Annotated in this window: 21 protein-coding genes; 14 read left to right on the top strand and 7 right to left on the bottom strand. The window is 66.5% G+C overall.

The window, feature by feature from the left end; translation table 11 throughout:
• Positions 1–30 precede the first annotated feature (30 nt).
• Together ACSYS9_RS07010 and ACSYS9_RS07005 are read left to right on the top strand one after the other, a co-directional pair.
• Positions 31–1,308 (top strand): NAD(P)/FAD-dependent oxidoreductase, encoded by a 1,278-nt coding sequence (locus ACSYS9_RS07010; protein WP_071228409.1) that lies wholly within the window; start codon positions 31–33, stop codon positions 1,306–1,308.
• 202 nt (positions 1,309–1,510) lie between these two features.
• Positions 1,511–3,115, top strand: coding sequence for an MASE1 domain-containing protein (locus ACSYS9_RS07005; protein ID WP_049399959.1), 1,605 nt, complete (start codon positions 1,511–1,513; stop codon positions 3,113–3,115).
• A 120-nt stretch (positions 3,116–3,235) separates the two neighbouring features.
• Here the strand turns inward: ACSYS9_RS07005 and ACSYS9_RS07000 are convergent, their stop codons facing one another.
• Positions 3,236–3,580, bottom strand: a complete 345-nt coding sequence (locus tag ACSYS9_RS07000; RefSeq protein WP_053092140.1) for a hypothetical protein — start codon at positions 3,578–3,580, stop codon at positions 3,236–3,238.
• 346 nt (positions 3,581–3,926) lie between these two features.
• On the opposite strand from ACSYS9_RS07000, the gene ACSYS9_RS06995 reads away from it, so the two are divergent.
• From ACSYS9_RS06995 to ACSYS9_RS06985, 3 genes are all read left to right on the top strand, one after another.
• Positions 3,927–5,480 carry an MASE1 domain-containing protein gene (locus ACSYS9_RS06995; RefSeq protein ID WP_071228410.1) on the top strand — a complete coding sequence of 518 codons (1,554 nt, stop codon included), beginning with the start codon at positions 3,927–3,929 and terminating at the stop codon, positions 5,478–5,480.
• Positions 5,481–5,575: 95 nt separating this feature from the next.
• Entirely contained in the window at positions 5,576–6,919 is a 1,344-nt protein-coding gene (locus tag ACSYS9_RS06990) for a diguanylate cyclase (protein WP_032127881.1), read from the top strand.
• An 85-nt stretch (positions 6,920–7,004) separates the two neighbouring features.
• Positions 7,005–7,466, top strand: coding sequence for a bacteriohemerythrin (locus ACSYS9_RS06985; RefSeq protein WP_004151683.1), 462 nt, complete (start codon positions 7,005–7,007; stop codon positions 7,464–7,466).
• Here the strand turns inward: ACSYS9_RS06985 and ACSYS9_RS06980 are convergent.
• Positions 7,447–8,748 carry an MFS transporter gene (locus tag ACSYS9_RS06980; RefSeq protein WP_071228411.1) on the bottom strand — a complete coding sequence of 434 codons (1,302 nt, stop codon included), beginning with the start codon at positions 8,746–8,748 and terminating at the stop codon, positions 7,447–7,449. The two genes, ACSYS9_RS06985 and ACSYS9_RS06980, sit on opposite strands and share 20 nt — an antisense overlap.
• A 147-nt stretch (positions 8,749–8,895) precedes the next feature.
• Between ACSYS9_RS06980 and ACSYS9_RS06975 the strand changes: the two genes are divergently transcribed.
• Positions 8,896–9,537, top strand: a complete 642-nt coding sequence (locus ACSYS9_RS06975) for a hypothetical protein (protein ID WP_071228412.1) — start codon at positions 8,896–8,898, stop codon at positions 9,535–9,537.
• A 188-nt stretch (positions 9,538–9,725) separates the two neighbouring features.
• Here ACSYS9_RS06975 and ACSYS9_RS06970 read toward each other — a convergent pair whose 3' ends face one another.
• Positions 9,726–11,222, bottom strand: a complete 1,497-nt coding sequence (locus ACSYS9_RS06970) for an aldehyde dehydrogenase (RefSeq protein ID WP_071228413.1) — start codon at positions 11,220–11,222, stop codon at positions 9,726–9,728.
• 104 nt (positions 11,223–11,326) lie between these two features.
• On the opposite strand from ACSYS9_RS06970, the gene ACSYS9_RS06965 reads away from it, so the two are divergent.
• The 7 genes from ACSYS9_RS06965 (at position 11,327) to ACSYS9_RS06935 (ending at position 19,925) form a co-directional block, all read left to right on the top strand.
• Positions 11,327–12,679: an aspartate aminotransferase family protein gene (locus ACSYS9_RS06965; RefSeq protein ID WP_071228414.1), complete on the top strand. Its 1,353-nt coding sequence runs from the start codon at positions 11,327–11,329 to the stop codon at positions 12,677–12,679.
• Between the two features lie 63 nt (positions 12,680–12,742).
• On the top strand, positions 12,743–13,621 hold the full coding sequence (locus ACSYS9_RS06960; RefSeq protein ID WP_032127886.1) for a plasmid replication/partition related protein: 879 nt from the start codon (positions 12,743–12,745) through the stop codon (positions 13,619–13,621).
• A 118-nt stretch (positions 13,622–13,739) separates the two neighbouring features.
• A complete protein-coding gene (locus ACSYS9_RS06955) occupies positions 13,740–15,026 on the top strand; it encodes a DUF445 domain-containing protein (RefSeq protein WP_071228415.1) in 1,287 nt (428 codons plus the stop codon).
• A gap of 291 nt (positions 15,027–15,317) precedes the next feature.
• The gene (locus tag ACSYS9_RS06950; RefSeq protein ID WP_032969404.1) at positions 15,318–17,543 is read left to right on the top strand and encodes a TonB-dependent siderophore receptor; all 2,226 of its coding nucleotides are present in this window, start codon (positions 15,318–15,320) and stop codon (positions 17,541–17,543) included.
• Positions 17,544–17,650: 107 nt separating this feature from the next.
• Positions 17,651–17,965, top strand: a complete 315-nt coding sequence (locus tag ACSYS9_RS06945; RefSeq protein ID WP_032127889.1) for a DUF3649 domain-containing protein — start codon at positions 17,651–17,653, stop codon at positions 17,963–17,965.
• Positions 17,962–19,599, top strand: a complete 1,638-nt coding sequence (locus ACSYS9_RS06940) for a PepSY-associated TM helix domain-containing protein (protein WP_071228416.1) — start codon at positions 17,962–17,964, stop codon at positions 19,597–19,599. The genes ACSYS9_RS06945 and ACSYS9_RS06940 overlap by 4 nt, the downstream gene beginning before the upstream one ends.
• Positions 19,596–19,925, top strand: coding sequence for a DUF3325 domain-containing protein (locus tag ACSYS9_RS06935; RefSeq protein WP_049399886.1), 330 nt, complete (start codon positions 19,596–19,598; stop codon positions 19,923–19,925). Before ACSYS9_RS06940 ends, ACSYS9_RS06935 begins: the two co-directional genes overlap by 4 nt.
• A 155-nt stretch (positions 19,926–20,080) precedes the next feature.
• On the opposite strand, the gene rlmKL is transcribed toward ACSYS9_RS06935, so the two are convergent.
• Positions 20,081–22,219, bottom strand: a complete 2,139-nt coding sequence (gene rlmKL, locus ACSYS9_RS06930; RefSeq protein WP_071228417.1) for a bifunctional 23S rRNA (guanine(2069)-N(7))-methyltransferase RlmK/23S rRNA (guanine(2445)-N(2))-methyltransferase RlmL — start codon at positions 22,217–22,219, stop codon at positions 20,081–20,083.
• A 145-nt stretch (positions 22,220–22,364) separates the two neighbouring features.
• The gene (locus ACSYS9_RS06925) at positions 22,365–22,892 is read right to left on the bottom strand and encodes an alpha/beta hydrolase (protein WP_049399884.1); all 528 of its coding nucleotides are present in this window, start codon (positions 22,890–22,892) and stop codon (positions 22,365–22,367) included.
• A 72-nt stretch (positions 22,893–22,964) separates the two neighbouring features.
• Here ACSYS9_RS06925 and ACSYS9_RS06920 point away from each other — a divergent pair, with 72 nt between their 5' ends.
• Positions 22,965–23,531, top strand: coding sequence for an N-acetylmuramoyl-L-alanine amidase (locus tag ACSYS9_RS06920; protein WP_071228418.1), 567 nt, complete (start codon positions 22,965–22,967; stop codon positions 23,529–23,531).
• A gap of 317 nt (positions 23,532–23,848) precedes the next feature.
• Here the strand turns inward: ACSYS9_RS06920 and ACSYS9_RS06915 are convergent, their stop codons facing one another.
• Both ACSYS9_RS06915 and ACSYS9_RS06910 read right to left on the bottom strand, forming a co-directional pair.
• The gene (locus ACSYS9_RS06915) at positions 23,849–24,751 is read right to left on the bottom strand and encodes a sulfurtransferase (RefSeq protein ID WP_071228419.1); all 903 of its coding nucleotides are present in this window, start codon (positions 24,749–24,751) and stop codon (positions 23,849–23,851) included.
• Positions 24,748–25,551, bottom strand: coding sequence for a CoA pyrophosphatase (locus ACSYS9_RS06910; RefSeq protein ID WP_032127895.1), 804 nt, complete (start codon positions 25,549–25,551; stop codon positions 24,748–24,750). The genes ACSYS9_RS06915 and ACSYS9_RS06910 overlap by 4 nt, the downstream gene beginning before the upstream one ends.
• Between the last annotated feature and the right edge of the window lie 46 nt (positions 25,552–25,597).

The following is a 25,597-nucleotide window of genomic DNA, read 5'->3' as shown; positions in this document are numbered from 1 at the left end:
CCCGTCCGTACTGCGCCCGCAAGGCCTGCGATGAGCGCCGCCTTCCCGCCCAGCTGGTACGCCGCCAGCCTGCCCGAGCCGCCCGCACTTCCCTCGCTGCAGGGGAATGTGCAGGCCGATGTCGCAGTGCTTGGCGCGGGCTACACCGGCCTGACCGCAGCACTGGAACTGGCTACGCGTGGCCAGCGCGTGGTGGTGCTGGACGCGCAGCGGATCGGCTGGGGCGCGTCCGGCCGCAATGGAGGACAGGCGCTGGTCGGCTACGGCTGCGAGGTGGACGAGCTGGAACGGCAGCTCGGACGCGATGATGCGCGCCACCTGTTCGACTGGTCGCGTGACGCGGTGCAGGCGATGCGCACCCGCATCGATCGTCACGGCATCGACTGCCATTGGGTGCAAGGCCATGCCAGCGTCGCCATCCGCGAACGGCATGAGCGTGAACTTCTGGCCAACTGCGAGCACCTGCAGCGCCACTACGACTACCCGATGCAATGGTGGGACCGTGATGCCCTGCGCGCGCAGCTGGGCAGCCCGCGCTACCGCGCCGCGATGTTCGACCCGCTCAGCGCGCACCTGCAACCGCTGGCGTATGCACGTGGGTTGGCCGATGCGGCGCGCGCCGCCGGCGTGGTGATCCACGAGAACTCCGCGGTGACCCGCGTGCAGCGCGGACCGCAGCCTGCCCTGCATACCGCTCAGGGCAGCGTGCGCGCTGCGCATCTGGTGGTGGCCGGCAACGCCTGGCTGCAGGGCCTGCTGCCCGAGCTGGAACGGCGGATCATGCCGGTGGGCACCTATATCGGCGCCAGCCAGCCACTGGGTGCTGAACGCGCCCGGGCGCTGATCGGCAACAACATGGCCGTGGCCGACACCGCATGGGCTCTGGACTACTTCCGCCTCAGCCACGACCACCGGCTGCTGTTCGGCGGCCGCGCCAGCTACTCGGCCCTGCCCCCACCCGGCCTTCGCGGGGTGATGCAGCGGCGCATGCACCAGGTGTTCCCACAGCTGACCGACGTGGCACTGGACCAGGTCTGGGGTGGTTATGTGGACATCACCCGCAACCGCGCCCCGCATTGGGGCCGGCTGGACGGCAACCTGTACTTCGCGCAGGGCTTCTCCGGCCATGGGGTGGCCGCCGCCGGGCTGGCCGGCGAGGTGATCGCCGCCACCATTGCCGGCCAGAGCGAGCGTCTGGACGTGTTCCAGCGCCTGCGGCATGCGCCCTTCCCCGGTGGCCGGCTGCTGCGCACGCCGCTGCTGGTGGCGGCGATGTCGTGGTACAAGCTGCGGGATGCGTTGTGGTGAGTTGATCAGGGATCCCCCTGAATCAGCTGCCTCGAAAACTGTGAAAACCGTCGCCACGGCAATTCATGTGATGATTTTCTCACTTGCCCGGCGCTGCGCTGCAGTGATTGCATAATCGAACGCGTGTCGATACCGTCGGTAAGAACCGGGTCCCGCGGCGAATGGATGCTGACAGGGAACGTACTGTGAAGGGGTAGTGCGATTGAATTGGTGGAATGAAGGCCTGCAGCTGAAGTTGCGCATCCATCCGGCAGGACTTGCCTTGGCTGTGCTGTATGCCATTGCCTGTTGGGCCACCCGCCAGCTGTCCCTTGATCAGTTCTATCTGCCCGCTGGTGTACGCGTGGCCGCGGTACTGCTCTGCCCTCCTCGGCTTTGGCCCTATCTCCTGCTGGGCGAGTACGCCTATTTCGCACAGATGCGAGTGCCGATGATCGATCGGTACGGGCTGACATGGGTCATTCTCGGCTCGGTGTTCCAGATGCCGGTTGTAATGACGATCGTCTATCTCCATCGCAATGTAATCTCGGCAGTAAAGAACGCTTGGCTCATCTCGATTGCTGCCTTCGCTGCAGTTTCCGTCACACTGATCAACCTGCTTCTGGCGAACTTCCTCTGGCCAACACCTCCCGCTTTTCCGCTGTTGACCGGAATCGTCCGCCTGGTAGTAGGTGACTTCATCGGAATACTCACGTTTGCGCCGCTTGTGCTGCTGTGGTCGCGAGGCAAGGCTGAAGTGCAGGTCCGGAAACGGGATATCGCACAGATGGCAGGAGCGCTTGCGCTTATGGTCGTGTTCGGCCTTTGGGCTGCGGACGTACCTGCCGATGCTGTGACGACAAAAGTATCCCTGCAACTCCTCATGGCGCTTCCCGCCGTTCTTCTCACATGCGTATATGGGTGGCGGGGCGCCGCCATCGGCGTGCCCACCCTGAACATGATTATCGGTCTGACAACACCTTCGTCTCACCCTGAGTCATTCGATCCTGCATCGTTCGCGACCCAGCAGATCATGGCCGTCACGGGCGCAGCACTGCTCATACTGGGCTCCCGGATCACTCACTACTATCACCGTTATCGACTGCGGGAGGTCGGCGAGAAAAATGCCATCAGACTTGCTCGGAGCTCCCATGTCGCCAGTGAGCTGGATCTTCGCGAACGCGCGTTGCATCTGCGGAAGCTTGGGGATGGCATTGATCATGCGCTTGACGAGGTGATCAACTGGCTTACTGCACAAGGCCATCATGCGATTGCGGAGAGCCTTGTACATGTGGCGTCGATTCATTCGCGCCAGTTCCGCGAGCAGACAAGCATGATTTATCCGACCGCCCTGGAGCAGCTCGGCCTTTATGTTGCCCTCCGAGCAGGTGGCGTTCGCGAAGCATGGGAAAGAACGGCTCGCGTCGCCAATCCGTCGTTGCTTGGCGACCCCTGTCAACTCAGTGTCGGACTGCAGCTTGCTGCCTACCGCACTGTGATAGATGCGGTGTCACTGCTGATCCAGGGTGAAACGGGACAGATCTACGTGCGGGCGCGTTGCGGACGGACGGGTTCGCATCGTGGAATCCTGATAGCGGTATCACTACTGGATCAACATCAACGCCTTTCGGACACAACCGCCGCCGCCGCGATGGAACGACTGGCCGGCAGGACGCTTGCCTACGGCGGCACACTGAAATGCAACCGAAATCGCATCGTGCTGGCAATGAAGGAAACGGGTACAGCCGCTCCTCTGGATGCTTTTTCATCAGATGCCCGGAACAGCCTTTCGGGACTCGAAGCGGGTCCCTCACGCGCTCAGGCTTGAATGACAAGGTCTACTGACTTCTGTTTCGATAGCAGGCATTTGCCCCCGCCTTGAGCGTGGTCGCGGAAACGTGCAAGCGGTTTTGATCGCTCGCACGCCTCAAGCCCTCCGGTCCGGGCGCTACGGTGTTTCGACAGACCAGATGTCGCCATCCGCGGTGGCATACCGCACCAGTACCACGTCCTGCGCACGATACACCTCGGAACGCTTTGCAGTGGATGGGACAGTGAGTCGCTGACCGGGAAGCGAAACAAGTGCTGCGGACTTGCCGGCAGGCAATGCAAAGTACGCACCAGCGGCATTGCCGATGATCAGCTTTACCTGCCCGGTCAGATCGTTGACCTGCAGGTAGACCATGCCATCGCGTTGGAAGGCATACACCTGCCAAGCCGGATCGGCGCTGATGTCTGCGGCGGCAGGGTTGGTCTCACCAAGGCCTGCCTTCGAAACTGCGGCACTTGCCAAGGGACTGCCGTGGTAGTCACCGCCCCCTCTATCACTCGCGAATACCGGAGCTGCGGCGAACAATGTTGCCCCGGCTACAACACCAACAAATATGGATCGCACAATGACCTCCTGGTCGGGATAAGAGCAAACAACCTCAAAACGATAGTAGCGCCTTCCCGCCACAACAAAGTGATTGACGGATAATCCGGACGATTTAGTTCCATTCGTGCCCCCCCTTGCACACCATGCCCGCACCACGTCATCTGCAGAAGAAGGAGGGTGCTGATTGCGCCTGCGACGATCTAGTGGATAGTGTCCAGTAGCGGGCCAGCGGTAGCTGAGCGGGAGCAAAGGAGGCTTGTTTTTGGACCGATTCAAGAAAGCAATTGAACTGAGCTTCCGGATCCGTCCGGTCGGTCTTGTGCTGGCCGCCGCCTATGCGGCCAGCTGCCTCATATCGCGTCAGTTCTCGCTCGATCAGTTCTTCCTGCCCGCAGGCATCCGGGCAGCAGCACTGCTGATCGTCCCGCCCCGCTTGTGGCCCTACCTGTTGCTGGGCGAATACATCTACTTCGCGACGCTGCGCATCCCCATGATTGATGCCTACGGCTTGGCGTGGGTCATCCTGGCGTCAACACTGTTGATGCCGATGGCGATGCTGGTGGTCCACCTTCACCTCAGGAGAATACCGTCCGAGGCCGCCACCGGTCTCTGGCTGCTGTCGTTGTCGATCTGCACGGCACTGTTCGTCCCGGGTCTCAACCTGGGCATTTCATATGTCCTCTGGTCGAACCCTCCGCCGAGCAACCTGCTGGACGCGGTCGACCGAACGCTCTTTGGTCACTTCGCGGCCATCATTACCCTGCTCCCGCTGGCCTTCCTTTGGGCGCAGCGGCACGCGGATCCCAGGTGGAGCACCCGCTTTGTTGCGCCTACAGCTGCGGCGATCCTGGCGATGCTGATACTGGGGTTGGGCATGCAGCTGACAGACAGTAGCGCACATACCACCCGCACACACCTTGTCCTGCTGGCGGCTCTACCTGCCATCGCCCTGACCTTCATGCATGGCTGGCGCGGCGCTGCCATCGCGATTCCGCTGTTGAATCTCCCACTTCACGGCGCTACGCCCAGTACCGGCCTGCCCTCCTCTTTCGACCTCGGTACGTTCGCCACCCAACAGAACATGGCGGTGATGAGTGTCGCGCTGCTTGCGCTCGGTTCCAGCATCAGCTATCACCATCAGCGCGCCCGATCCCGCGGTCTGGCCGAGGAAACGACGCTGCGCCTGGCACGCAGTTCTCACCAGACCAGCGAACGTGAGCTGCGTGAACGGGCCGCCCATTTGAAGCGTCTGGGCGACGGCATGGACAGCTCGCTCGTTGAAATGGTCAGCTGGCTGAAGGCTCAGGGCCATCATGCAGTGGCGAACAGCCTGCAACACGCTTCATCCGTGCACTCACGGCTGTTCCGTGAACAGGCCAGCCTGGTCTATCCCACCGGACTGGAGCAGGTGGGGCTGTACATCGCCCTGCAAGCCGGTGGTGCATGCGAAATCTGGAACAACACGCACCGCGTCATTCCGCCCAGGCTGGCGGGCAACCCCTGCCTGCTGACCGTGGATCTGCAACTGGCCATCTACCGCTCCCTGATCGAGGCGGTGTCGCTGCTGCTGGAGCTGGAGTCCGGGCAGGTCTGCGTGCGCGCCCGAAGTGGCCGCGCGGGCGGACGTCGCGGCATCGTTGCCGTAGTGAGCCTGCTCGACCGTGACTGCACGCTGTCGACACGCACCACACAACAGGCCATCGAGCGCCTTGCCGGTCGAATGCTTGCCTACGGCGGTACGGTTCACTGCCGGGGCAATCGGCTGCGACTGGTCCTCCATGAATCGATCACCCACGCGGCGACAGCGGCGGCCTGACACGGAATCTGGCTCGGCGCGCAACGTTCGCCGCTAAAGTTACGCCCGAAACCGCCGCTATCCGTGCCGAGCCCTCCTTCGTGAGCCACCGCATCATGCCCGTCCTGCCGCAGGCCGCCGTCGATGGCGACCTGGCCGATCCGCTGCCACAGCGGATCCTGCTGGTCGAAAATTCCCGTGCCTTTACCGGCATGCTGCGCGAAGCCATCGAGCAGCGCCTGGAACTGCCGGTGGTGATCGCCTCCACCCTGGCCGAGGCCGATCGCCTGCTGAGCGAGGGTGGCGGCTGGTTCCTGGTGCTGACCGGGTTGGTGCTGGCCGACGGCGACCGCGATGCGGTGGTCGAGTTCTTCCTCAAGCGCGACCTGCCGACCGTGGTGGTCAGCGGCGTGTACGACGAGGACCTGCGCAAGCGCGTGCTGCAGCAGCAGATCATCGACTACGTACTGAAGAATACCCCCGGCAGCATCGACTACCTGGTGTGGCTGGTGCAGCGGCTGGAACGCAACCGCCGCATCGCGGCGCTGGTGGTGGACGATTCCCCGTCCGCGCGCGGCTATGCCGCCGCCCTGCTGCGCATGTATGGCCATGAGGTGCACGAAGCGGCCGATGGCAACGAGGGCCTGGCCGCGATCGAGGCGCATCCGGCGATCCGCCTGGCGGTGGTCGACCAGGAAATGCCCGGCATGCAGGGCGTGGAATTCACCCGCCGCCTGCGCACCCTGCGCTCACGCGACAAGGTGGCGGTGATCGGCATCTCCGGCAACACCGACGCCTCGCTGATCCCGCGCTTCCTGAAGAACGGTGCCAATGACTTCCTGCGCAAGCCATTCTCGCGTGAGGAATTCTTCTGCCGGGTCTCGCAGAACGTGGACCAGCTGGAACTGATCGGCACCCTGCAGGACCTGGCCACCCGCGACTTCCTCACCGGCCTGCCCAACCGCCGCTGCTTCCTGGAACAGAGCCAGCGCCAGTTGCCGCAGCTGCAGCTGCATGGCCAGTGCGTGGCGGTGGCGATGATCGACATCGATCACTTCAAGCACATCAACGACACTCACGGCCACGAGGCCGGCGATGATGCGCTGCGCGCGGTGGCCGGTGCGGTAGCCGCGCATGCACGCAGCCAGGACCTGATCGCACGCTTCGGTGGCGAGGAGTTCTGCCTGCTGGTGCCGGACATGGAACAGGACGAAGCACTGCAGTACTTCGAGGAGCTGCGCCAGCGCATCGCCGCACTGGAAGTGGACATTGGCACCGCGACGCTTCGCATGACGGTCAGCATTGGCCTGTGCTGCCTGCGCCCGCAGCGTGATGCGCTGCACCGGCTGATCTCCGAGGCCGACCGCCAGCTGTATCTGGCCAAGGCCGGTGGCCGCAACCGGGTCAGCTGCACCACGGTGGCCAGCCCGCTGCGCCCGCGCGAGCCGGCCCTGCCCTGACCGGCCCGCTTTGATCCAGATCAACGCCGCACCCGCGCGGCGGCTCTACAGTCGGCCCCGACATACGCATGAAGGGGAGCCGGGGATGGCACTACTGGTCTGGCAGGACGATCTGAACATCGGCATCGATGTGATCGACCAACAACACCGCCGCATCATCGAAATGCTCAACCACCTGCACGTGGCCCAGGCCAGCATGCAGCGTGCGGCGGTGGGTGAAGTGATCGACGAGGTGGTGGACTACACCATGTCGCACTTCGCGTTCGAAGAAGAGTTGATGGAAGAAGCGGGCTACCCGTTCTGTGCCGCGCACAAGCGCGTGCATGAGGTCTTCATCAAGCGGGTATCGGAATACCGCATGCGCTTCCAGGCCGGCGAGGACATCAGCGACGAACTGCGCACCATGCTCTCACGCTGGCTGTTCAATCACATACGCGGTGATGACCAGGCCTATGCCGAACAGGTCAAGGCGCACCTGAACCAGTTCGCCCGCGAGCACCAAGGGGGCGGTTGGCTGGGGCGTACGCTCAAGCGCTTCTTTGGTTGAGCCTCAGGGCGCGCCGGTGCAGTGCCACCAGCGCGCACAGGGTCGCCACCGCAGTCAGGCACAGGTAGTAGCCCACCGCGACCAGGCCGAAGCGTTCAGCCAGCCAGGTGGCCAGGTACGGCGCCGGTGCCGCGCCAAGGATGCCGGCCAGGTTGAATGACAGCGACGCGCCGGTATAGCGCACCTCCACCGGGTAGATCTCGGCCAGGAAGGTGCCGCAGGGGCCGTAGGTCAGGCCCATCAGGAACAGGCCCAGGCACAGGAAGCCAGTGACCAGCCCCGGGCTGTGCGGCTGGAACAGCGGCGCGAACAGCACACCGAAACCGACGATCAGTACGCTGGCGACGATCATCGTGCGTCGCGTGCCCCAACGGTCGCCATAGCGCGCCGACAGCGGGATACCCAGCGCGAAGAACAGCATGCCGGCCATCTGCATCAGCAGGAACTGCTCGCGGCTGTAGCCCAGCACCGCGGTGCCATGGCCGAGACTGAACACCGTCATCAGGTAGAACAGCACAAAGGTGGCGAACGCGCCCAGGGTACCCAGCAGCATCGGTACCGGATGGTCACGCAGCACCGTCCACATCGGCAGCCGCACCGGCGCCTTGCGCTCCAGCGCCTTCTTGAAATCGGGCGTCTCGTGGATGTTCAGGCGCACCCACAGGCCGAGGCCGACCAGCAGTGCGCTGGCCACAAACGGGATACGCCAGCCCCACTGCAGGAAGTCGTCCTGGCTCAGGCAGCGGCCGAGCACCAGGAAAATGCCGGCCGACAGCAGGAAGCCGAGCGGCGCACCCAGCTGCGGGAACATGCCGTACCAGGCGCGCTTGCCCGGCGGTGCGTTCTCGGTGGCCAGCAGCACTGCCCCACCCCACTCGCCGCCCAACCCCAGGCCCTGGCCGAAGCGGCAGAGCGCCAACAGCGCGGGGGCCCACAGGCCAATCTGCGCGTGGGTCGGCAGCAAACCGATCAGCACCGTGGACAGGCCCATGGTCAGCAGCGCGGCCACCAGCGTGGCCTTGCGGCCGATACGGTCACCGAAGTGGCCGAACACTGCCGAGCCCACCGGACGCGCGATGAACGCGACCGCGAACGTTGCCAGTGACTGCAGCAGCGCCGCCTGTTCGCTGCTGTCCGGGAAGAACAGGTGCGGGAACACCAGCACCGCGGCCGTGGCGTAGATGTAGAAATCGAAGAACTCGATGGTGGTGCCGATCAGGCTGGCCAGCAGGACTCGACTGGGGGAATTCACGGACGGCGCGGCAGCGGTGATCGTCGACATCGGCAACACGGGTAACGGCGGATCGCCCGATTCTGCCACGGGCCGGTGGCCGCACGGGGCGATGGTTTCAGCCGACACCGATGCCAACGGAATTTTTCGGGCCACCCGCTAGGCTGCGCCACCGGTCCCTGCATGGATGCTTTGCCGATGACTGCAGTCGCGCTGTCGTGGTCCGATTCGCCGAAGCTGCCGCGCATGGCGGCATGGCTGGTGGTGCTGCTGGTGCATGGGTTGATGGCAGTGTGGCTGCTGGGCAGTGGCAGGATCATGCTGCGCAGTAACGACGACGCAAGGATCTCGCTGCGCTGGCTGCCGCAGGAACCGCCGACGCTGGCGCCTCAACAGCCTACCCTGCGCTCCGCACAGGTGACGCGTCCGGCCGCTTCGGCGATGCCACGTCCTGCCCCGGCTGCCCAGACAGATTCCACCCTACCAGCCGCAGAGGAAACGGCCGTTGCGGCGCCGCTGATCCTGGGCCTCCCGGCGGGCAGCATCGACGGTGGCGACGGCATCAGCGCTGCGGGTGTCGCTCCGCGCCTTATTGGTCGCCGCGAGATACACCCGGCATTCGCGCCGCGCCGCAATTACTTCCGGATCCGCCGGCAGATGACGCCGGAGCAGATCGTGCATGGCGTAGCGCAACTGCTGGGTTTGTGGCCACCGGGATACATCGTCGACCCGTGTGAGCTGGGCCGGCAGGACATGGATTACTTCCAGAATGCCGTCGAAGAAGCCGACCGGGATCTGCTGCGTGCAGCGGTGCTGCAGGTGAGTACCCGCTGCCGGTAGCTCGACAGCTGTCTGCCTTCTGTAGAGTCGAGCCATGCTCGGCTGGGTGCTGGAGCGTGCGGACCAACGGTCCGCAGCTACCGGGCAGGGGGAGCAGCCGAGCATGGCTCGGCTCTACCGAAGAACGAAAAACAGTCGAGCATGGCTCGACTCTACAAAGAGCGAACAGTGGTCAAGCAGCCGCGTCGTTACAACTGGATCCAGGTGGCCTTGATTTCGCTGTACTTGTCGAAGGCGTGCAGCGATTTGTCCCGGCCGTTGCCGGACTGCTTGTAACCACCAAACGGTGCGGTCATGTCACCGCCATCCCAGCCGTTCACCCAGACGCTGCCGGCGCGCAGCTGGCGCGCAACCCGATGCGCGCGGCCCAGATCGCGTGTCCAGAGACCGGCGGCCAGTCCGTAGCGGCTGTCGTTGGCCACGCGCACGGCTTCGGCCTCGTCGTCGAAACCGAGCACCGCCAGCACCGGCCCGAACACTTCCTCGCGTGCCAAGGCCTGCTCCGGGCGCACCTGGTCGAACACCGTGGGCTGCACATAGCTGCCACCCGCCTCCACCTCGGCACGATGCCCGCCCAGCAGCAGGCGGGCACCTTCAGCTTCGGCGCGTGCGATGTCGTCCATCACCTTGTCCAGATGCGCGGCGTCCACCAGCGCGCCCATCGGCGCGTCGGCGTCCAGCGGATGCTGCGGCTGCATGTGCTGGCCATAAGCAACTACCTGGTGCACGAAATCCTCACGGATCGAGCGCTGCACCAGCAAGCGCGACCCGGCGGTACAGACTTCGCCCTGGTTGAAGAAGATGCCCTGCGCCACGGCCTTGGCCGCCGCGTCCAGATCGGGAGCGTCGGCGAACACCACGTGCGGGCTCTTGCCGCCGCATTCCAGCCAGACCCGCTTGAGGTTGGATCGCCCGGAATACTCCAGCAACTTCGCGCCGGTGGCAGTGGAACCGGTGAACGCCAACACATCCACATCCATGTGCAGGGCCAGCGGTTCGCCGACGCGCGCGCCATGGCCCGGCAGCACGTTCAGCACGCCCTCCGGCAGGCCCGCCTCGGCGGCCAGCGCCGCCAGCCGCAGCGCACTCAGCGGCGACCGCTCCGAAGGCTTGAGCACCACCGAATTGCCCATCGCCAGCGCCGGCGCGATCTTCCAGCAGGCCATCAGCAACGGGAAATTCCACGGCACGATGGCCGCCACCACGCCTGCGGCCTCGCGGGTGACCAGTCCGAGTTCGTGCGGGCCAGTCGGCGCGATCTCGCCATACAGTTTGTCCACCGCTTCGGCGGTCCAGCTCAGGCAGCGCACCACACCGGGCAGGTCGATACGGCGCGCGTCACGCACCGGCTTGCCCATGTCCAGGGTTTCCAGCAGCGCCAGCTCATCGGCGTGCTTCTCCACCAGCGCGGCCAGCGCCAGCAACACGCGCTTGCGATGCGCCGGGCTCGCCTGCGACCAGTGGCCCGCCTCGAAGCTGCGCCGCGCGGCCAGTACCGCGCGTTCGACATCCTGCGCGTCGCAGTCGGCAACCGCGCCCAGCACGCGACCATCGATCGGGCTGATGCAGTCGAAGCGGGCGCCGCTGGCGGCATCGACATAACGGCCATCGATGAAGGCCTGGCCCGGCATCGAGAGCTGAAGGGACAGCGCCTGCCAGTGGCTGCGGTCGGGGAAATCGGCCATGGGAAGCTCCAGCGGTCAACGAGCTTTGGTTATACCGGGACCGCCGCGACTCCACCGTGACGCGGCTGCGCTACATTCGTCGCATCGGACCCGATGGAGCTGGCATGAAGCGTCCCGAAAGCGAGCTGCACGACCTGGCCACCCAGCGCCCCGAGTCACTGGACGCGTACTGGATGCCGTTCACCGCCAACCGCCAGTACAAGGCCGCGCCGCGCATGCTGGTACGCGCCGAAGGCATGCACTACGAGGACGTCGACGGCCGCCAGATCCTCGACGGCACCGCCGGCCTGTGGTGCTGCAACGCCGGCCACGCCCGCCCGCGCATCGTCGAGGCCATCGTCGAGCAGGCACGCACGCTCGACTATTCGCCGGCCTTCCAGATGGGCTCGCCGCCGGCCTTCGCACTGGCGCAGCGGCTGGCCGCACTGGCGCCTGCCCCGCTCAACCATGTGTTCTTCACCAGCTCCGGCTCCGAGGCGGTGGATACCGCGATGAAGATCGCGCTGGCCTATCACCGCCAGCGTGGCGAGGGCCAGCGCACCCGCTTCATCAGCCGCGAGAAGGCTTACCACGGGGTCGGTTTCGGCGGCATGGCGCTGGGTGGGCTGCCCAACAACCGCAGGGCGTTCGGCCTGCAGCTGGGCGGCGTGGACTACCTGCGGCATACCCTGGACCTGCCGCGCAATGCGTTCAGCAAGGGCCTGCCACGCCAGGGCGCCGAGCTGGCCGACGACCTGGAACGGCTGATCGCCCTGCACGACGCCTCGACCATCGCGGCAGTGTTCGTCGAGCCCATTGCCGGTTCGGCCGGGGTGATCCTGCCCGCGCCGGGCTATCTGCAGCGCCTGCGCGAGCTGTGCGACCACCACGGCATCCTGCTGGTGTTCGACGAGGTCATCACCGGTTTCGGCCGGGTCGGCATGCCCTTCGCCGCGCAGCGCTTCGGGGTCACCCCGGACCTGCTGACCTTCGCCAAGGCGGTCAGCAACGGCGCGGTACCGCTGGGTGGCGTGCTGGCCAGCGACGCCGTGCATGCAACCCTGATGCAGGCACCGCCGCAGGCCATCGAGCTGTTCCATGGCTATACCCATTCCGGCCATCCGCTGGCCTGCGCCGCAGCGCTGGCCACGCTGGAGGTCTATGCCGAGGAGCGCCTGTTCGAGCGTGCCATCGAGCTGGGCGAATACTGGCAGGAACGGCTGCATGCGCTGCAGGGCCTGCCCAACGTGATCGACATCCGCAACTTCGGGCTGGTCGGCGCGGTCGAGCTGGCGCCGCGCCGCGATGCCCCCGGCAGCCGTGGCTACGAGGTGTTCCGGCGCTGCTTCCAGGACGGCCGGCTGCTGGTGCGCTGTACCGGCGACATCATCGCGCTGTCGCCGCCGCTGATCGTGGACAAGGCGCAGATCGACCAGATCACCAGCATCCTGGGCGAGATGATCCGGGCCACCGCCTGAGCCCGGGCCGGCGGTGGCGAGCGGGTACAATGCGCGGTTCCGCTCCTGCTCGCTGCCGTGCCCATGGATATCGTCGTCAAAGAAGAACTCAAGGCCTACATCGACCCGCTGACCGCGGACGAACATGACGCGCTGGAGCGCAGCATCCTGGCCGAAGGCTGCCGCGATGCGCTGGTGCTGTGGGGTGATGTGCTGGTCGATGGCCACAACCGTTTCGGCATCTGCCAGAAGCATGGCCTGCCCTTCAATACCGTGCAGAACACCCGCTTCCAGAGCATGGAAGACGTGCACCTGTGGATGATCGAGCAGCACCTGGGCCGCCGCAGCGTGTCCGACTTCCAGCGCGGCGTGCTGGCGCTGCGCAAGCGCGACATCCTGGCCGCCCGCAAGCAGATCGAGCAGGCGCAGCTGCAACGCGAGAGCGACGGCACCGCCGAAGCCATCGAGGACGCGGGTGAGGACAGCCCGCCGTGGGAACCGGCACCGAAGATCAGCCGCGCCGAGCTGGCCCGCGAGGCCAAGCTGAGCACCAGCCAGGTCGGCATGATCGAACGCATCCACGCCCAGGCCGCGGCCGAGGTGGTGGAAGCGGTGAAGGCCGGCGTGATCTCGATCAGCGCTGCTGCTGCCGTGGCCGACCTGCCGGAAGACGAGCAGCGCGCCGCTGCCGCCGGTGGCAAGGATGAGCTGAAGCAGGCCGCCAAGCGCGTGCGCGAGTCCAAGCGCAAGCCGCGCGCACCGAAGCCGGAAGCAGCCGAGATGGACTTCGAGGAAGCGGACGAAGAGCAGATCGCCAGCCGCGACGCCGAGGTGCTGTCGGCACTGGAGCAGCTGGGCGAGGATGCCCCGGCGTTGCGCCGCCGCGTGGTCGCGCTGACCCGCGAGAACGACACCCTGCGCGCGCAGCTGGCGGCGTTGCGCAAGCAGCTCGAAGCGCTCTGAACCAACGGGTAGTGCCGGCCGCGGGCCGGCAACCCCATGGACGTTCCGGGTGCGTTGCGGATGCCGGCCAGCGGCCGGCACTACCAGATGCTCATGCCGTGCCGGTTAGACTTCCGGCATGACGTCAGCCAACGATCCGCGCCGCGCACAGCTGCGGCGCCTGAAAGCCCTCGCGCTGGGACTGCTGCTGTTGATGCTGGCCGGTTTCGCGGTCAGCCACTGGCAGGGCGAGCGCGGCATCTGGGCCTGGGTCTCGGCCTTCTGCGAAGCAGCGGCCGTAGGCGCACTGGCCGACTGGTTCGCGGTCGTCGCGCTGTTCCGGCGGCCGATGGGCCTGCCGATCCCGCATACGGCAATCATCCCACGCAGCAAGGAACGCATCGGCGACAGCCTGGCCCTGTTCGTGCGCGACCAGTTCCTTGAACCACAGGTCCTCTTGGCAAAGCTGCAGGTATTCGACCCGGCCAGCCGTCTCGGCAGTTGGCTGGCCGACCCTGCACGTTCGCGGATGCTGGCCGACATGGCCCGCGGCTGGGCCCTGCAGGCACTGGACTTCTTCGACGAAACCGCGGTGCGTCGGCAGCTGCACGCCTTCGTGGTGCAGCAGCTGCGGCAGTGGAATGCCGCCGCCACCGCCGGTGAGCTGCTGGCCCTGCTGACCGCCGATGGGCGCCACCAGCGCGTGCTGGACGAGGGCCTGCAGCGCTTGGGGCGCTGGCTGGAGCAGCCGGAAGTGAAGGAGCGCGCCTCGCAGCTGATCGTGCGTTACATCCAGCGCGAGTGGCCGACGCTGTCGAGCACGGTGAACTGGGTCAAGCCGATCGACGAGATCGGCGACAGCCTGGCCGAGCGACTGGCGCGGGCGGTGCTGGAAGAACTGCAGCAGGTGCTGGCCGAGCCGCAGCATCCGCTGCGCCAGGACTACGAGAGCTGGCTGCAGAACTACGTGCAGCGCCTGCGCGAGGACCCGGCCCTGGCCGAGCGCATCGAACAGCTCAAACAGGAAATGATCGACCACCCTGCCCTGCAGGAGTACGTGCAGGGGCTGTGGGCGCGCATCCATGCCAGCCTGCGTGCCGACCTGCAGCGTGAGGATTCGGCGCTGGTCGGCCACCTGCAGCGCAGCCTCGCGTCACTGGGCAGCAGCCTGCAGGCCGACCCGGCCCTGCGCGACGCGCTGAACCAGCATCTTCTGGAGGGCGCCCAGCGCCTCACCGGCCGCCTGCGCGAAGGCGTGACCACGCATATCGCGCAGACCGTGAAGAGCTGGGACGAACGGCATCTGGTCGAACAGCTGGAACTGAGCGTGGGCCGCGACCTGCAGTTCATCCGCTTCAACGGCACCCTGGTGGGCGGCCTGATCGGCCTGCTGCTGCACGCCGCGACGGTGGTGTTCAGGTTCTAGGACCCCATCCGGCAGTCGATCCACGCCCTGCGTGGAGACGGAATTCGTCACGCTTGATTAACGAAATGCGAATGCCTATCATTTGCCGATCGGTTGTACGCTTAGCCAAGCGGGGCACGGAAGCACGCACCCACCCGCCCCTTCGCCCGTGTACATCCCCCGACTACCGGGTCGCCCGCACTACACGGGTGGCACACCGTCGATGGGACTCGCTGGGCGACGTGCGCGGAGCGCACGGCTGCTGCGTCTGCGCATTCCATCGCCTGTTTCGTCCTGCATGGAATCGCGCCGATGGCAATGCCGCTGAACCACCCTCGTCCCACTCTGCTGGCCCTGGCCGTGACCGCACTGATGATCGCCCCGCTGGCCCACGCCGACGGCACTGCCGATCCTTCCGCGCGCACGCTGGATACGGTCCAGGTCACCGCTGACGGCGATATCGTCGACAGCTATACGGTCAAGCGTGCCAGCACGGCCACCAAGCTCGGCCTGTCGCTGCGCCAGACACCGCAGTCGATGACCGTGGTCACCCGCCAGCGCCTGGATGACATGGGCTTGTTCTCGCTGTCCGATGTGATGGGCCAGGTCACCGGCGTGGCGGTATCGGTTACCGACAGCGAGCGCATCAACTACGTCTCGCGCGGCTACAACATCACCAATTTCCAGGTCGATGGGATGCTCAACACCTTCGGTGGGTACATCAAGACCAACACCGACAGCGTGATCTATGACCGCATCGAAGTGGTGCGCGGCGCAACCGGCCTGACCACCGGTGCCGGCGATCCCTCGGGCACCATCAACTTCGTGCGCAAGCGTCCTACCGACAGCTTCCAGATGAGCGCCAACCTGACCCTCGGGCGTTGGGGCAACCAGCGCCTGGAGGCCGACCTCGGTGGCCCGGTTGCGCTCGACGGCCGCATCCGCGCGCGCGTGGTGGCGGCCAAACAACAGAGTGACTCGTTCCGCGATGTCTACAAACTGGACAAGGACGTGTTCTACGGCATCGTCCAGGCCGACATCACCGACACGACCCTGCTCGAGGCCGGCTACGAATACCAGTCGCCGCGCACCACGGGCGTGACCTGGGGCGTGGTGCCGTACTGGGGGTCCGATGGCCAGCCCGCCAACCTGCCGCGCTCGACCAACCTGTCCGCCCGCTGGAGCAGTTGGCCGATCATCGAAAAGAGCGCATTCGCACGCCTTGAGCAGCAGTTGGGCAACGGCTGGACCGCCAAGGCCGCCTATACCCGCTCCAAGCGCGAAACCGACGGTGCGGTGTGGTACGGGGCCTCCGGCTACCCGAATGCCGATGGCAGCGGCATCAGCGCCTTCGTCGGCAGCTTCGGCGAGAACGGCGATATGCAGGTGTTCGACTTCAACGTTGGCGGTCCGTTCCGGCTGTTCGGCCGGGAACACGAGCTGGTGCTCGGTTTCGGCCAATCGGTGCGCAAGGGTGAAGTGCCTGCCACCGACACTGCTGCCTACCCGGACAGCTACACCCGTGTACCGGATTGGCATCGCTGGAACGGCGACGTCGCGCCGCTGCAGGTCACCCGCCTGGGCTATCTGGCTTCTGAAGACGAACTGCGCCAGCGCGCGGCCTATCTGGCGACGCGCCTGCAGCTGGCCGATCCGTTGACCGCGGTGCTCGGCGCGCGCTACGGCAGCTGGGAAACGCGCACCTGGAACTACACCCACGACGCCGCCGGTCGCCTGACCGATACGCGTCGTGGCGGCTACAAGCCGGACGACTCGCTCACTCCGTATGCCGGCTTCATCTACGACTTCAACCGCTACTTCAGCGGCTACGTCAGCTACACCGATATCTTCCAGCCGCAGAACTACCGTGACCGGGATAACAACTACCTCGAACCGGTGGTCGGTGACATGTGGGAGGCCGGCGTCAAGGCCGAGTTCTTCGACGGTCTGCTGAATGCTTCCGCGGCCGTGTTCAAGGGCCAGAAGGACAACGTTGCCGAGCTCGATGACTCGGTGCCGGAAAACTCGCTGCCGGGTGGGGTCAGTGCCTACCGCTCCACCGGCAAGGGCAACAAGGTCAAGGGCTGGGAGATCGAAGCACAAGGCAGCCTTGGTGAGAACTGGAACCTGGCGGCCGGCTTCACCCACACCGTCAGCCGCAATGCGCAGGGCGTGCGCCAGAACACCGTCGTCCCGGTCGATCTGTTCCGCCTCAACGCCAGCTGGCGACCGGGCGGTGCTGAAGGCCGCTTCTGGCTGGGTGGTGGCGCCACCTGGCAGAGCGGAATCTGGAGCCTGAGCAACAAGCCGCGTGCGGATTTCCTGACCAGCGGCAAGCGCGACCGCGTGGCAATCGAACAGGGCGACATCTACCTGCTCAACCTGTCGGCGGGCTATCGCTTCAACGAGAACTTCACCGCGCAGGTAAACGTGAACAACCTGCTGGACAAGAAGTATTACAACCGCGTCGGTTTCTATGACGGCGTGTTCTGGGGCGAACCGCGCAATGTGACGATGACACTGCGCTGGAAGCTCTGACCCTCGATGGATGGCACCGGTTCTGCGACCGGTGCCCGGCCACGGATGGCCAACCCCGGCGCGCTGCGGTGCGCCGGTTCCTTTTCACTGAAACCTGCAGGAACGCCGTGGACCGCTCGCCCGCAACCGCCAGCCCCCGCACCTTCTTCTCCAACCCGCGCTGGGGCGTGCTGTCACGCTCGCTGGCGGCGATCTTCGGCGGCTACGCGCTGGCTTCTGTGACCAGCGTGTTCTGCGCGGTGGCGCTGCCCGGCGCACGTGGCCAGACCGTGCTGACCGGCATGCTGCTGGCCATTCTGGTGGCCGCCTGCGCGGCGCTGTGGGCGTTCGCCACCCGCAGTGCGCTGCGTGCGTGGGTCGGCATCCTCGCCCCCACCCTGCTGATGGCAGTCATCGCGCGCATGCTGGGGGCCTGGGCATGAAGAACGGATTCCGCCAGTCGATGGCCTGGCTGCACACCTGGACCGGCCTGCTGGTCGGCTGGCTGCTGTTGCTGATTTTCATGGCCGGCACGGCCAGCTACTACCGCGAGGAAATCAGCCGCTGGATGCGCCCGGAACTGCCCTCCAGCAACGTCAGCATCGATGTGGCCGCGCAGCGTGCCGTGGACTATCTGCAGGCCAACGCCGCGCAGGCCGAGAACTGGTTCGTCACCCTGCCACAACCGCGCAACCCGGCCATGCAGATGTTCTGGCGGCTGCCGCCGGAGCTGGCCGATCCCAGCCGTGGCCGTCGAGGGGGCTTTGGCGACGCAACACTGGACCCGAACACCGGACAGGCGCTGAAAGCGCGCGAGACCCGCGGCGGTGATTTCTTCTACCGCCTGCATTTCGACCTGCACTACATCCCGGTGCTGTGGGCGCGCTATCTGGTCGGCTTCTGTGCGATGTTCATGCTGGTGGCAATCATCACCGGCGTCATCACCCACAAGAAAATCTTCAAGGACTTCTTCACCTTCCGCAAGGACAAGGGCCTGCGTTCCTGGCTCGATTTCCACAACGTCAGCGCGGTGATGGCCCTGCCCTACCACGCGATGATCACCTACACCGGCATCGTCACCCTGATGATCATGTACCTGCCGTGGGGCGTGAAGGTGGCCTACCCGCAGGACGAGGATGCCTTCTACAGCGAGGCCTTCGGTGGCATGCCGGAGGTGACTGCACCTGCCGAAGGCCGCGCCACGCCGCTGCCGATCGCGCAGCTGCTGGACAGCGCGCGAGCGCATTGGCACGGCGTGGAAGTGGCCGGCTTCACCGTGTCCAACCCGGGCGCGGCCAATGCAGTGATCGACATCCGCCAGCGTGACGGCAAGCGCCTGTCCACCGACACCCCGGCCGTGCGCTACGACATGGTCAACGGCACGCTGCTGGAAGAAACACCGCCTTCCGGTGGCGCCACCGCCACCCGCGGCGTGCTGTACGGCCTGCACCTGGCGCGCTTCGCCGACTGGGGCCTGCGCGCACTGTTCTTCCTGTCCGGCCTGGTCGGCTGCCTGATGGTGGCCAGCGGCGTGGTGCTGTGGGCGGTGAAGGAACGGCCCAAGCACGCCAAGAGTGGCCGCACAGGCTTCGGCCTGCGCCTGGTCGATGCGTTGAACATCGGTACCGTGGCCGGCCTGCCGATCGCCTTTGCAGCGTACTTCTGGGGCAACCGCCTGCTGCCGCTGGACATCGCCGAACGCTCCAGCGCCGAGGCCAACGTGTTCTTCTACGCCTGGGGTGCGGCACTGCTGGCCGCCTTCATCTGGCCGAAGCGGATGATGTGGGCCTGGCAGCTGTACCTGGGCGCAGCCGCGTTCGCGCTGGTGCCGGTGGTCAATGCGCTGACCACGCATGCGCACCTGGGCAACACCCTGCGCAACGGGGACTGGGTGCTGGCTGGCTTTGATCTGTCGATGATCGCGTTCGGCGCGATGCTGGCGCTGTGCGGCTGGCGCATGCAGCGCTGGACACCACCGCTGAGCGCGGCCGAGAAGAAGAAGCGTGCAGCGGCGGCGGCGGCGCCCAAGGCCCCGGTGGACGCTGCAGAAACCGCCGAAGCGGAGGCCAGCGCATGATGCTGCTGGCATTGACCCTGTCGTTCTCTGCGTTCACCGCGCTGTCGCTGGCGATGGAGAAGCACCAGCACGACCTGCACGGCAAGGCTGCAGCCACCCCGGCACGGCGCACGCAGTGGCGGGTGCTGGGTTGGGTGCTGCTGACGGTAGCGTTCGCATTGTGCGTGGTCGACCACGGCTGGGCGATGGGCCCGGTGCTGTGGCTGGGCGTGATGACCGTGGGCGGCGTGGTGCTGTCGTTCGGGTTGTACCCGTACCGGCCGAAATGGATCGCGCCGCTGGCGATCGCGCTGCCCGTGGCCGGGCTGCTGGTGGCGTTGCTGTAACCGCCATCCACGCATGGCGTGGATCTACTGAACAGCCATCCACGCATGGCGTGGATGTACCGGCCAGATATGGGGAGTGCCGGCCGCTGGCCGGCATCCCATGAACCCTCTGCGGATCTGACAACGTTGCCGGCCAGCGGCCGGCACTACCGGAATTACCCCAACCGCTTCAGTTCCCACGCGCGGTGGATGCGCGCGTTGCGCTCGAAATCCGGGCCGATGGTGCGCGCGGTGATTTCGCGGCACTGGGCGAATTCGGCGATGGCGTTCTCTTCCAGTTTGAAGCGGCGGAAGTTGTTGGAGAAGTACAGCACGCCACCCGGCGCCAGCCGCGCCACCGCCGCGCGCAGCAGCTTCAACTGCTCGCGCTGCACGTCGAAGTCATCGGCGCGTGCGGAGTTGGAGAAGGTCGGCGGATCGCAGAAAATCACGTCGTACTGGCCACGGTCGCCTTCCAGCCAGGCCATCGCATCGGCCTGCACCAGGAGGTGCTGGTTGCCGCCCTGCCCGTTCAGCGCCAGGTTGTCGTAGCACCACTGCAGGTAGGTCGCCGACAGGTCGACGCTGGTGGTGCTGGCGGCACCGGCAACAGCCGCCTGCACACTGGCCACGCCGGTGTAGCAGAACAGGTTGAGGAAGCGCTTGCCACGCACCTGCTCGGCCATCATCCGGCGCAGCGGGCGGTGGTCGAGGAACAGGCCGGTGTCCAGGTAGTCGAACAGATTCACCTGCAGCAGCGCGTTGTTCTCGCGCACCACGATGAATTCGTCACGCTGCTCGAAGCGGCCGTACTTGCTGCCGCCCTTGCCGCGCTCGCGCGACTTCATCGACACCTGTTCCGGCGGCACGCCGAATACTTCGCGCGCGGCCGCCAGCAGCTCGTTGCGGCGGCGGCGCACGTCGTTCTCCGGAATCGCCGCCGGTGCGGCGTATTCCTGCACATGCAGGAAGGTGCGGCGCTTGCCACCGTCTTCCTCGTAGACATCGATGGCCGCCGCGTACTCCGGCAGATCGGCATCGTAGGCGCGAAAGCAGGTGATGTCCTCGCGGGCACGCCAGCTCTTGAACTTCTTCAGGTTCTTGCGCAGGCGGTTGGCCACCATCTGCGCACCTTCGCTGAGTTCGCGCGGCTGCGCCGGGTCACGGCCCGGCACGGCGATCGGGTCGCAGACGATCAGCGCGCATTCCAGCGCACCGTTGAACATCTGGTACTTCTTGCCCGCACGCAGGCCGGTGGCAAAGGCCAGTTCGTCGTTGCCGCACAGCAGGCTGGCGCGCCACTGCGGCACCGCTTTCTGTAGGGCATTGCCGAGTGCGCGGTACAGCGCCGGGTCGGCGGCCAGGCGTTCGTCATACGGCGGGTTGCAGACCACCGCACCGATCTCCTGCTCCGGTGCGGCCAGGTCGGCGACGTCGGCGCGGGTGAAGCGGATCGCGTGGGCGACACCGGCCACCTCGGCATTCTCGCGTGCCGCCTGGATCGCGGTCGGGTCGATGTCGCTGCCGTGGATGACCGGCTTCAGCGCGGCCAGGCCAGCCGCTTCGCGGTCACGCGCCTCGCTCTGGATGTTCTTCCAGGCGGCCTTGTCGAAGCCCAGCCAGCGGCTCGGCGGCAGGCTGCCGTGGCGCATCAGGCCGGGCGCGACGTCGGCAGCCATCAGCGCGCCTTCGATCAGCAGCGTGCCGCTGCCGCACATCGGGTCCAGCAGGCCGCCACCGGCGGCGTGCAGCCGCGGCCACTGCGCGCGCAGCAGCAGCGCGGCGGCCAGATTTTCCTTCAGCGGTGCCTCGTGAGCGGCGCCGCGCCAGCCACGGCGATGCAACGGGCCGCCGCCGAGGTCGATCGACAGCGAGGCACGGCCTTTGCGCAGTGACAGGTTGACGCGCACATCCGGCAGGTCGGTGTTGACCGACGGGCGCTCCAGGCCTTCATCACGCATGCGGTCGACGATGGCGTCCTTGATCCGCTGCGCGGCAAAGCGGGCATGGGTGATCTTGTCGCCCGACACGTGCGCGTCCACCGCCAGGGTCATCTCCGGCTTGATGTGCTCGTGCCAAGGCAGCGCACGCACGCCGTCATACAGGGCCTGCTCGTCCGGGCACTCGAACTCGTCGATCGGCCACAGCACGCGGCTGGCCAGGCGCGACCACATCACGATCCGCAGCGCCTGCTCCAGTTCGCCCTCGGCGTTGACGCCGGCAATGGTGGCAGTGGCCTTGCCAAGGCCCAGGGCCGACAGTTCATCGGCAAGCAGGTATTCCAGGCCCTTGGCGCAGGAGACGAAGAATTTCACAGGATCGGTTCGCAGGTGGTCGGGCGCGGCACAGGGGCCGGGCCAGTCGGAAAGGAGGGCCGTAGGCACGGCCGGCAGGCCCGCGCCGGGGGCGGCGGGGTTGCCATTGTAGTCAATGCGGGCGGGCGCGCCGTGCGCCCGGGCTTCACAGTTGCCGCAGCAGGCGCTCGAAGGCCTGCGCGGAGGCCTCCACGTGGTGCTCCAGGCGGTGGCCATCGTCGACCAGCAGCAGCTGCGCCGAGCGCGCCTGGGCCCAGGCGATCACTCCGGCGGCCGGGACCACGTCGTCATGCCAGGCCTGGACCACGGTGGTCGGCACGGCGGCGGCGTCCAGCGCCGGCATCGGGCCCATGGTGGTCGGCGGCACCATCAGGAACAGGCCGGCCACCGGCACCTGCAGCGAGGCGATGGCAGAGATGTAGGCACCCAGGCTGGAGCCGGCCAGCACCACCGGGCCCTGCTGGGCAGCGATGGCGGTGCGTTCGACCAGGCGGCGCAGGCGGGTCGGCACATCGCCCACCCGGCTGACCTCGCTCATCGCGTCCAGGTCGGTGTAGTCCGGGCGCTCATGGGTCCAGCCCAGTCGCTGCGCCACGTCGGCCAGCGCGGTGACCTTGGTCGCTTCCGGGCCACTCTCGAAACCGTGGGACAGGATGCAGTGGCCGCGGCTCATGCGCGCGCTCCATGGGAGCGGGCCGATGAGGAAAGGGAAGGCAGGTTCATGCCGCAATGCTAGCATCGCCGGATGCCCAACCCGCTCCTGCCCGGCCTGCAGCTGCAGCCGCTGCCCTACCAAGACCGTCTGCCACTGCGCGACCCGGCCACGCTGGAGATGGTGGTGATCCACTGCACCGAGCTGCCCGATCTGGCGATGGCCCGTGAGTACGGCGAGCGCGTGCTGTATGACAGCGGCGCCGGCAACAGCGGCCACTTCTACATCGACCGCGATGGCAGCGTGGTGCAGTACGTGGCGCCGGAACGCGTGGCCCACCACGTACGCGGCATGAACGCACACACGCTGGGCATCGAGCTGGTCAACACCGGCCGCTACCCGCACTGGTTCGACAGCCGCCAGCAGGCGATGGACGAGCCGTACACCGAGGCACAGCTGCAGGCGCTGGAGCAGCTGTTGCTGGCGCTGGTAGCGCGCTACCCGTCGCTGCGGCGGATTGCCGGGCACGACCAGCTGGATCTGGAGCAGGTGCCGGCCAGCGATGACCCGGCGCTGATGGTGGCACGCAAGCGTGATCCGGGGCCGTTGTTCCCGTGGGCGCGGATCCTGGCGAAGGTGCCGTTGCAGCCGGTTGGGTAAGCGGCAGGGCTGCGCCCTGCACCCGCAGAAGCAACATCAACGTCAAGAGCTGGCATTCCGCAGGATGGCGGGGTGGGTCCGGTTGCGAGGGACGCCGTAAACCCGTCCATGGGGGCTTGGCCGCGGCATCCATGCCGCGGACACCCTCGCAACCGGACCCACCCCGCCTTCGACAGATCTCTGCTGCTGTTGGTGGGTGTCGACCTTGGTCGACACGGGGTCGGATCCCGTTGCTACGCAACGGGCTCTGACCCCGATTTACGCTCGATGGGGTCAGAGCCGTTTTCCGTTGGAAAACGGCTCTGACCCCGCGTTGCTCAGGCGCCGGTGGCGACCGGGCGGCTGCTGTCGCTGACCCAGCCGCTCCAGGAATCGGCGTAGATGCGTGCGCCGGACAGACCGGCCGCTTCCATCGCCAGCAACAGGTGGCAGGCGGTCACGCCGGAGCCGCACATCAGCACCACCTGCTGCGGATCACGGTTGCCGATCACGCCCTGCAGTTCGACGCGCAGTTCCTGTGCATCACGCAGGCGGCCGTCGGCGACGTTCAACGCAAACGGACGGTTGACCGCGCCCGGCACGTGGCCGGCGACCGGGTCCAGCGGCTCCACTTCGCCGCGGAAGCGCTCGCCTGCGCGTGCGTCGACCAACCAGCCCGGCGCGTGCTTCAGGCGTGCGCTGATTTCCTCGGCATTGGCGATCTGGGTGGTGTCGAAACGGCCCGGGTAAACCGGCAGCGCGATCACCTCATCCTGCCCCGTCGCCAAGGGATGCCCTGCGCCCTGCCATGCGGCGATGCCACCATCAAGCACGGCCACCTTGCTGTGCCCGATCAGGCGCAGCAGCCACCACAGGCGCGAGGCGGCCATGCTGCCATCGCTGCCGTCGTAGACCACCACCTGGGTGTCGGGACCGATGCCCCACTGGCCCAGTTTCGCGGCGAAGGCATCGCTGTCCGGCAGCGGGTGACGGCCGTGGCCGCTGCGGGTCAGATCCGACAGGTCCCGATTGAGGTCGGCATACACCGCGCCCGGAACATGCCCCGCCAGATACTGGCCGTTACCCGCCTGCGGATCGGCCAGCGAGGAACGTGCATCGACCACGCGTACGGCGGTACTGGCAGTAGCACGTGCGTCGACCACGCGAACGCCCTCGCCCAATGCAGCGGCCAGGGTGGCGACATCGACCAGGGTGGTCCACGGCGGATCGATCGGCTTCATTGCACTTGCTCCAGGCGGCGACGCAGGTTGTAGAGGATGGCGGCGGTGGCGCCCCAGATGCGCTGGCCGGGCCAGCCATATTCGAGGACGTGGCGGACGCGGCCGCGATGATTGATTTCGACCTGGTGCAGGTTGTCGGCTGCCATCAGGTAATCGAGCGGCACTTCAAACACTTCGGCCACTTCACTGGGCTGTGGCACCGGCACGAAATCCGGATCGACCACGGCCACCACCGGCGTGACCCGGTAGCCGGTGATCGTCACGAAGGGATCGAGATAGCCCAGCGCCTGCACTTGGCCGGGCGCCAATGCGATTTCCTCCTGGCTCTCGCGCAGTGCAGCGGCCAACGCATCGCGGTCATCGGGTTCGGTGCGGCCACCGGGGAAACCGACCTGGCCACCATGGGTACGCAGGGTTTCGGTGCGACGGGTGAGAATGACCTGTGCGCCGTTGGCGCGCGGCACGATGCCGGCCAGTACGGCGGCTTCCACCGGGGGCCCGGGCGGCAGCAGATCGATCAGTTCACTGCGGTTCCAGCCGTCGCCGGCCGGCGGCTCGGCCAGTGGATGCAGCGCGCGCATCAGGCGCTCGTGATCAGCCAGCGAGCCGCGCAGTGATTGCTGCAGCTGTTCACGCAGAGGTTGCACGCGATGCAGGATGCGGCTGCGTTCCTCGTTGCTCATCGACGACCACCGCGCGATCTCATCGATATGCCGCCCGCAGCCGGTGCATTGCCGGTGCGGATCCAGCGTGCACACTCCGATGCAGGGACTTGCGACAACACGTGCCGTTTTTTCCATTGTTTGCACCCGGCAACAGTAGCGCGATCGGGCTGAATTTGCGCGG

It is taken from the genome of Stenotrophomonas sp. STK17_22 (assembly GCF_051983905.1).
GTDB classification, from domain to species: Bacteria; Pseudomonadota; Gammaproteobacteria; order Xanthomonadales; family Xanthomonadaceae; genus Stenotrophomonas; species Stenotrophomonas maltophilia_A.
Note: the sequence above shows the minus strand (reverse complement) of the source record. Positions and strands in the feature narration are given on the sequence as shown.

Coding starts and splice junctions, on each gene's coding strand:
- ACSYS9_RS07010 (WP_071228409.1), top strand. CDS start 31: ATGAGCGCCGCCTTCCCGCCCAGCTGGTACGCCGCCAGCCTGCCCGAG.
- ACSYS9_RS06990 (WP_032127881.1), top strand. CDS start 5,576: ATGCCCGTCCTGCCGCAGGCCGCCGTCGATGGCGACCTGGCCGATCCG.
- ACSYS9_RS06985 (WP_004151683.1), top strand. CDS start 7,005: ATGGCACTACTGGTCTGGCAGGACGATCTGAACATCGGCATCGATGTG.
- ACSYS9_RS06980 (WP_071228411.1), bottom strand. CDS start 8,748: ATGTCGACGATCACCGCTGCCGCGCCGTCCGTGAATTCCCCCAGTCGA.
- ACSYS9_RS06975 (WP_071228412.1), top strand. CDS start 8,896: ATGACTGCAGTCGCGCTGTCGTGGTCCGATTCGCCGAAGCTGCCGCGC.
- ACSYS9_RS06970 (WP_071228413.1), bottom strand. CDS start 11,222: ATGGCCGATTTCCCCGACCGCAGCCACTGGCAGGCGCTGTCCCTTCAG.
- ACSYS9_RS06965 (WP_071228414.1), top strand. CDS start 11,327: ATGAAGCGTCCCGAAAGCGAGCTGCACGACCTGGCCACCCAGCGCCCC.
- ACSYS9_RS06960 (WP_032127886.1), top strand. CDS start 12,743: ATGGATATCGTCGTCAAAGAAGAACTCAAGGCCTACATCGACCCGCTG.
- ACSYS9_RS06955 (WP_071228415.1), top strand. CDS start 13,740: ATGACGTCAGCCAACGATCCGCGCCGCGCACAGCTGCGGCGCCTGAAA.
- ACSYS9_RS06950 (WP_032969404.1), top strand. CDS start 15,318: ATGGCAATGCCGCTGAACCACCCTCGTCCCACTCTGCTGGCCCTGGCC.
- ACSYS9_RS06940 (WP_071228416.1), top strand. CDS start 17,962: ATGAAGAACGGATTCCGCCAGTCGATGGCCTGGCTGCACACCTGGACC.
- ACSYS9_RS06935 (WP_049399886.1), top strand. CDS start 19,596: ATGATGCTGCTGGCATTGACCCTGTCGTTCTCTGCGTTCACCGCGCTG.
- ACSYS9_RS06925 (WP_049399884.1), bottom strand. CDS start 22,892: ATGAGCCGCGGCCACTGCATCCTGTCCCACGGTTTCGAGAGTGGCCCG.
- ACSYS9_RS06920 (WP_071228418.1), top strand. CDS start 22,965: ATGCCCAACCCGCTCCTGCCCGGCCTGCAGCTGCAGCCGCTGCCCTAC.
- ACSYS9_RS06915 (WP_071228419.1), bottom strand. CDS start 24,751: ATGAAGCCGATCGATCCGCCGTGGACCACCCTGGTCGATGTCGCCACC.
- ACSYS9_RS06910 (WP_032127895.1), bottom strand. CDS start 25,551: ATGGAAAAAACGGCACGTGTTGTCGCAAGTCCCTGCATCGGAGTGTGC.